The 7437-nt window shown below is 54.0% G+C and carries 4 protein-coding genes; 3 read left to right on the top strand and 1 reads right to left on the bottom strand.

Annotated features, from left to right (window positions below; genetic code table 11):
• From AC0QH1_RS26300 to AC0QH1_RS26290, 3 genes are all read left to right on the top strand, one after another.
• The coding region (locus AC0QH1_RS26300) for a CHAT domain-containing protein (RefSeq protein WP_324634418.1) at positions 1–1589 on the top strand (1589 nt) is incomplete at its 5' end.
• A gap of 626 nt (positions 1590–2215) precedes the next feature.
• Complete coding sequence (locus tag AC0QH1_RS26295) at positions 2216–3142, top strand: ADP-ribosylglycohydrolase family protein (protein WP_324634417.1); 927 nt, start codon at positions 2216–2218, stop codon at positions 3140–3142.
• A 473-nt stretch (positions 3143–3615) separates the two neighbouring features.
• The gene (locus tag AC0QH1_RS26290) at positions 3616–6159 is read left to right on the top strand and encodes an HD family phosphohydrolase (protein ID WP_324634416.1); all 2544 of its coding nucleotides are present in this window, start codon (positions 3616–3618) and stop codon (positions 6157–6159) included.
• Positions 6160–6195: 36 nt separating this feature from the next.
• Here AC0QH1_RS26290 and AC0QH1_RS26285 read toward each other — a convergent pair whose 3' ends face one another.
• Complete coding sequence (locus tag AC0QH1_RS26285; protein WP_324634415.1) at positions 6196–7047, bottom strand: carbohydrate ABC transporter permease; 852 nt, start codon at positions 7045–7047, stop codon at positions 6196–6198.
• Positions 7048–7437 lie beyond the last annotated feature (390 nt).

The raw sequence follows: 7437 nt of genomic DNA, 5'->3' as shown, positions 1-7437 counted from the left end.
CCTTACCGATAATGCAGGAAGTGGAAGATAGAAGCGGGGAAGCCACGACTCTGAATAATATCGGTGCAGTCTACTCCAACATCGGACAACCCACAGATGCCATTGATTTGTGGGAAGACTCCCTCGATATCACCTTAGATATGCGCGCCGGATTATTGCGGGAAAATCGCAAAGCCTTTATCGCAGATAACCGAGGCACTGCAGTGGCTTTGATTGACCTTCTCATCAAGCAAAACCAACCCGATCGCGCCTATGAATGGGTAAACCTCGCCTCCACCGTGGATCTGATAGAGTTTTCTCGCCTGATTGATGCCAAAGTCAAAAACCCGCAAGCACAGCAAGAAATCGACCAATGGAATCAAGACAATCAACGCTTGCAATACCTGCGTCAGCAATTGCAAGATGAATTTTCCGACTCCCTTTCTCGGCAAATTCGCGAATTAGAAGCCCAAGTCAACGCCGACGCGGAAGCCATTTCCCAGCGCTATCCGGAAGTGGCGGAGTTGTTTGAAACCCAACCCACAGATATCGAACAACTGCGCGCCAGCATTCCGCAAAACACCGTAGTGATTCAGCCCGTGATACTCACCAATGTAACAAACGTACCCAACACGATCGCCCTTTTCCTGCTCACCCCCAATCAGCTCACCGTCACTCAAATTCCCGTGACTCCCGAAGAATTGGAGACCCAACTGAGCCAATATCGCGACAGTGTATCGAATCGGCGCAATTCCAAGTATCGCGAAATCGGCGCACAACTTTACGACTGGCTGATTCGTCCGGTAGAAGACCAAATCCAGGCGCTTTCTCCCTCGCAGTTGAGCATTATCGCCACGGGAAAACTGCGTTCTATTCCCTTTGAAAGCCTTTACGATGCCCAAACGAACCGCTATCTCATCGAAAAATATCCGATTCACTATCTCACTCGCCTCTCCGCCGGCACTCGCGAGGCTACCCCTCTCGCACAAACCCGCCAACTCTTGGCATTGGGCAATCCGGTGCCGGTAGACCCCTTTGCCCTAGAATCCGCCGAGATAGAAGCCCGTCGCATTGCCGAGATTTTCCCCGGAAGTGAGAACCACCTGGGTTCCTCGGCCACCCTGGATACCTTCAAAACCCAAGCCCCCCGTTTTCCCCTGCTGCACCTGGCGACTCACGGCTGTTTTAATCCCGAGGGTTGCTGTCTGCGCGAGAATTGCGACGAAGAAAATCGCACGATAGATATGGAACCCAATACGATTTTATTTGCCAATCAGGAGTCTTTCCAGATTGCGGAGGCGGCAACCCTGGGACTGGAAAACACGGAACTCATCACGCTAAGTGCCTGTGAGACCGCCGTAGCCACCGAAAGTGGCAACATCGAAATTGCCGGACTGGCCTATTTGTTCGAACGGGCAGGGGCACGTGCCACCATTGCCACCCTCTGGAATGTGGACGATGAGGCGACTCAGGAATTGATGGTGGTGTTTTATCAAAATTTAGGCAGTGGCATGAGTAAAAGTGAGGCATTGCGCGCGGCGAAGTTACAATTGATTGAAGATTACGGGCATCCTTTCTTTTGGTCGCCGTTTATTTTGATTGGCTATTGATATAATATCCGGTCGATGGGGTGGGCAAAGCCGCGCACCCAGGGTGCAACCTCACAGCACTAACCCCGCCTACGCGAGCTGGTTTTGATGTGTTTTTTTTATATTTACCATAAAATTTCTCGGAATAAATAACTGGAAACAAAACAATTAGTCCGCGTAGGCGGACTTGGCCTGCCCAGGCGCGATTTCAATCCCCCGCGAATTAGTCCGCGTAGGCGGACTTGGCCTGCCCAGGCGCGATTTCAATCGCCCGCCTCGAATTAGCTGCCCAGGCGCGATTTCAATCCCCCGCTCGAATTAGTCCGCGTAGGCGGACTTGGCCTGCCCAGGCGCGATTTCAATCCCCCGCTGGGCCTGCCCAGGCGCGATTTCAATCCCCCGCCTCGAATTAGCTTGGCCTTTGCCCAGGCGCGATTTCAATCCCCCGCCTTTTTCCGGCAGACATCAAACATAATATAATTTCCATCGCGGTGCGTCACCCCCGTAGCGCTAGGTTGGGGGAATTGCATCATCCGGGGGCGGGGGTGACGCACCCTACGAGGTACATTGTAGGGGTGCGGGAATCTTTACAATTCTCCCTGGATTGCGGACAATGCGGTAAGCTCCTGACAAGGCACAATCTTAATATGCCCTATTCCCTGTTAAATCGCTTTCAAGGAACCCTACTCGGTGCGGCAATTGGGGCCAGAATCCCCGGCCCACTCGCCCACGGAAAACCCCACCCCCCCGCCTCCAGTGCCAATCCGGTGCAAAATGGCACCTCCGATGCACAGGTAAACCCCACCCAAGTGGCGATCGCCAGCATTCGCGCCTGGATCGAATCCGGTGGCGTCCCCGATCGCCAGTGGGTGAGTACCATTTCCCGCCTTTCCCCGCCAGATCCCGTCACCTTCAGTCCCACGGAAGCAATGGCCATTCTCCCGGTCATCCTCTTCGGTCACGAAAGCCCCAGCTTGCTGCGAAACACGCTATACCACACTTTAGACATTTTGTCAACCCCTCCAGACATAAAAGAAGGACTCTTCGCCCTGGGGTACGCGATCGCCCAAGCCCTGAGAAACACCCTGCAGCCCACCCTTGTCATCCCCCAACTCCTCGATACCCTAGAAACCAGCGAAACCCGCTTCGCGGAACAACTGCAGCGAGTCCAGGGGTTAGTCGCCGAAGGGGCGGGGCTGGAAATCGCGCGAGAGCGACTGGCGATCGCCCCCCTTGCCAGTCCCCTTCCCGAGAGCAGTCCCATCCTCCTTGCCTTTTACAGCTTTCTGAGTACCCCAGAACAGTTTCAGCTTGCGGTGATGCGCGCCACCCAAGGCAGCCAGGCCCCGCTTTGTGCCCTGCTCACCGCCGCCCTATCCGGCGCATATAACAGCATCCAAGGCATCCCCCTTTCATGGCGACTGGATGCCGGACAAAGCGGAAAAGAAATGTTAAAATCGAGCGATCGCCTGTTAGCCGCCTGGTCCGGGGTGTACGATCTAGATAATTCCCCCCCACCCTTTCGGCAATTGCCGGCAGTGGGGGCACCCAACGTGATTCGGCCTCGGGAATAACGCTCTCATGCCCCCGGCGATCGGGTCAAAACTTCCCCCAACCTCCCATAAATTGCGTTATAAAAGCTTCATGTAATCCCGCAATCCTTGTTGTCAATTCTAGGAAAAAATCCCTGTGAATCCCGCATTTTCAATAAAAAATCACCCTCCAGAAACAGTCCCATCCACCCCAGGCGATCGCCACCCGAGAGCCACCTCAAATCGGCAATTTTATCCGTACCTTTATAATGGAGCCGATGTGGGTTGAGCCGGACTCTCAACTTGGGATCCGCAAATCCAACCCAACCCTTTCCCATTCTCAGCGATCGGGGGTGACTCACCACCTCAGATCCATGCACTGAGCTGCAATCCGAACTGCAAACGCCGTGCTATTTGGAAAGGGGCATTTTTCAGTTCTTCTCCCCAAACGCGCTCATCAAACACCCACTGTCTCCGAAAAGCCTAAATTTTAGAGTTTGGAAAGGGTACGACCCATGAAATCGATTCAATCCCTCACACAGCAACTCGAACAATGGCGGCAAGAGTGCGCGACCCTGTACTCGCGCCAGACCTCCTCTGCAGAACCGCCAGAATCGCGTTCTGGGAACAATGGATCCAATCGGGCGCGCCGCGATCGCCAGTCCTCTGCATCTCGGATCCCCCCTGTTTCCGGCCCACCCCTCTGGAAAACCGGCTGGAAAAAGCGGATGAACAGCACCGTACATTCTCCCGTCTCCCTAGTGCTGGCGGTGGTATGTCTCACCGGCGCATTGGGACACCGCTTTTACAATCAGCCGCAATTGGCAGTAGGCACCATTGCTCCCCAGAGCTTTGAAGCCCCCCAGGATGCCAAAGTCAAGGACGTCAAAACCACCGAGGAAAATCGCAAAGCCGCCCGCATCGGCTCTACCCCGGTTTTGACCATCGATCGCCCGGTGAACCAGCAGATTAATCGCGTACTGGAAAAAGTCTTGCAAGAAGGACAGCAACTGCGCGACATCGCCGGGGCGTTTCCTTTTGTAAATCCATCACAGTTGCCCCTTTCCGCTCAGCGTTATCTGCGTCAAGCCCCAGAGTGGGAATATCAAGCCTTGCTCGCGGCGGTGATAGAAGATAAAGCCCTCAGCCAAGCTTTACCCAACAACAGCAGCAATCTCTCTGATTCCGATAGTAGCACCGATGTTCTCCAGCGCAGTTTGTTAACCCCCCGGGGAGAAGAAGCCGTTGCCGCACTGCAAGGGTATCGCCAACAGGGAGACCCCGATCGCTTTTCTGCCCTGGTGAATGAAATGGCCCAGATCCGCCAGCGCTACACCACCGCCTTAGACGCCATCGAACGACCCTCTTCGGTGCAATCCACCCGCATATTCGAGCCGGATTTACTCGAACTCTCCGATGCCGAGTGGCAACAAACCCAAATCGGCATCAAACAAGCTTTAGAACCCATGTTGAGCCAAGGCATTCCCCCGGGATTGCCGGATAATCTGTTAAAAAGCGCCGCGATCGCCCAGCTACAAGAGCGAGTGCCGGAAAATGCCGAAGCCCTGGCAAGTACCCTGTTGTTAAAAGTGCTGCAGCCCAACTTGATTAAAGACCTGGAACGAACCCGCGATCGCGCCGAACAAGCCGCCCGCGAAGTCAAACCCGTCTATGTCTCTATCGAAAAGGGCGAAACCATTGTCGCCAAAGGCGAAACTATCTCCCAAGCGCAATTCGTCCTCCTCGATCGCTTCGGCATGAGTCGCCGCAAAATTAATTGGATGGGACTGTTTGGGTTTAGCGGTTGCGTCACCGTCGCCGTGGGAATATTTTGGCTTGTGGAACGCCGCACCCACCCGAAATTAAGACGGCGCGATCGCGCTTTGGTGTTGATGCTGTCTCTGAGCGTCCCCCTGCTGATTTCCTTGGGCGTGCCTTACACTAGCCTACCGGCAGTGGGTTTATTAGTGGGCAGTTTCTATGGCTCTGCTTTGGGCAGTACCGCGATCGCCCTGTTGAGCTTCCTGCTACCCATCGGCATGGAAATCGAGGGCACCTACTTGGTAGCGAATGCCGTGGGAGGCATCCTCGCGGGCTTCCTCGCCGGCAGAATGCGATCGCGCGAAGAACTCGCCCTCGTCGGCGGCGCGGTGGGCGGCACCCAAGGCGTGGTTTACCTACTCGCCACCTTGATTCTCAGTGCCACCGCCGGCTCGATTTGGTACACGATTCTCGGGGCTACCGCCTTGCAGGCCCTCGCTGGCGTGGCTTGGTGCATTATCGCGATCGGGCTGAGTCCCTATCTCGAACATCTGTTCGATTTGATTACCCCCATCCGTCTGGCAGAACTCGCCAACCCCAACCGCCCGCTACTGCAACGCTTGGCTACCGAAGCTCCCGGCACTTTCCAGCATACCCTATTTGTCGCCACACTAGCCGAGGCGGCAGCTAAAGAACTCCACTGTAATGTGGAACTGGTTCGCACCGGCACCCTCTACCACGATATCGGGAAAATGCACGATGCTTTGGGCTTTATCGAAAACCAAATGGGCGGTCCGAACAAACACGACGATATCGACGACCCCTGGACTAGTGCTGAAATTATCAAAAAACACGTCAGCGAAGGACTGGTGATGGCGCGCAAATGCCGCCTGCCAAAGGCAATTCAAGCCTTTATCCCGGAACACCAGGGCACCATGCTGATTGCCTATTTCTATCACCAAGCCAAGCAACGCGCCGAAAGCGAAGGGCGCGAAGTCCGCGAGTCCGATTTCCGCTATGTCGGCCCGATTCCTCAATCCCGCGAAACCGGTATCGTCATGCTGGCGGATTCTTGTGAAGCCGCTTTGCGAAGCCTCAAGGAGGCAACCCCCGAGGATGCCCTGAATATGGTGAATAAAATCCTCAAAGCCCGGTGGCAGGACGATCAATTGGTCGATTCCGGTCTGACTCGCGAAGAAATGCCCAAAATCGCCGAAATCTTCGTGCGCGTCTGGCAACAGTTCAATCACAAGCGCATCGCCTATCCGAAAGGGGCGCTCAGTCTCCAGCGCAAATAAATAACAGAAAAATTGTCAGTTGGCAATTGGCAATTTTTATCCCTTTACCCCGGTGCCGGTGTCTGTGGGGACGATGTAGTGCTGTAGGAGTAAAAATAACAGCACCACTGGGGCGATGGAGATAACCGAACCTGCCGCGATCGCCCGCCAATCTAAGGAAAATGTCCCCGACAGTTTGGCTACCCCCAACGGTAAGGTGTAATATTCCGGTCGATCCACTACAATTAAGGGCCACAGAAAATCGCTCCAAGACCCGATAAACACAAAAATCGCCAAGGTGACTAATGCCGGTCGCACGGCGGGCAGCATCACATGCCACCAAATCCCCACTTCCGAACAGCCATCCATTCGCCCCGCTTCTTCCAATTCTTTCGGCACTCCCTGAAAGGCTTGTCGCAACAGAAAAATACCGAAAGCTGAGGCTAAGGCGGGGAAAATTATCCCTAAATAGGTGTTTTTCAATCCCAGTTGCACGGTTAAAATATACAGGGGAATCATCACGATTTGAAAGGGAATCATAATCGTGGCGATAATCGCGGTGAAAATGAGTTGCCTCCCGCGAAATTCTAACCGGGCGAGGGGGTATGCGGCGAGGGAGCAAAACAGCAGGTTTAAGCTCACCGTCAGCACCGCCACTAGGGTACTGTTGAACAGGTACCGCCCAAAGGGGTTGGTCTGCCAGACTTTGACAAAGTTTTGCACCGTGGGTTCGGTAGGAATCAATTGCGGCGGAAATTGAAAGATATTTTCGCTCGGCGATTTGAAGGCGGTGCCGATCAGCCACAGTAAGGGAAGCAGCATGATTACGGCGATCGCGCTCAATCCGACATACATCCCCAGGGTTTTCCACCCCGAACCCTGGGGCGAATAAGGTTTGGATTTCGTCATCGGTTTGGCATTTGGATACAGCAGCCTTTCCATTCTATTCTGAGGTTACAGCTCTTGGATGTCACCTCCTGCCAAATCCGCCTCTCAAACCTCTGTTTTCAATTCACCCTTGTCATGGGCGCAACGTTGAATAGCCCACCCTTCTCAGATTCACCCATATAATCCTCAAAGGCTTGACGTGGCGGTGACTTTGGGTATGGCGCTCTCTACCGCTTTCACTCAGAATTTATCTTTTTTGTAAACTTTTGTAAATTTTACTGGCAGGACAGGAAAAATGGTCATCAGAAATTAGGGTTGGTAAGGGGGAGAACGAAAACCCTCGTCATTTATGCGTAGGGAGGAGTTCTCCCCCCTTACACAGACAACAGTTTGACAAAACATCACTGCTAG

The sequence above is a fragment of the Phormidium sp. CCY1219 genome, from assembly GCF_055795085.1.
The sequence above is the reverse complement of the archived record's forward strand: the minus strand, read 5'-3'. Positions and strand labels throughout refer to the sequence as shown.

Coding starts and splice junctions, on each gene's coding strand:
- AC0QH1_RS26295 (WP_324634417.1), top strand. CDS start 2,216: ATGCCCTATTCCCTGTTAAATCGCTTTCAAGGAACCCTACTCGGTGCG.
- AC0QH1_RS26285 (WP_324634415.1), bottom strand. CDS start 7,047: ATGACGAAATCCAAACCTTATTCGCCCCAGGGTTCGGGGTGGAAAACC.
- AC0QH1_RS26290 (WP_324634416.1), top strand. CDS start 3,616: ATGAAATCGATTCAATCCCTCACACAGCAACTCGAACAATGGCGGCAA.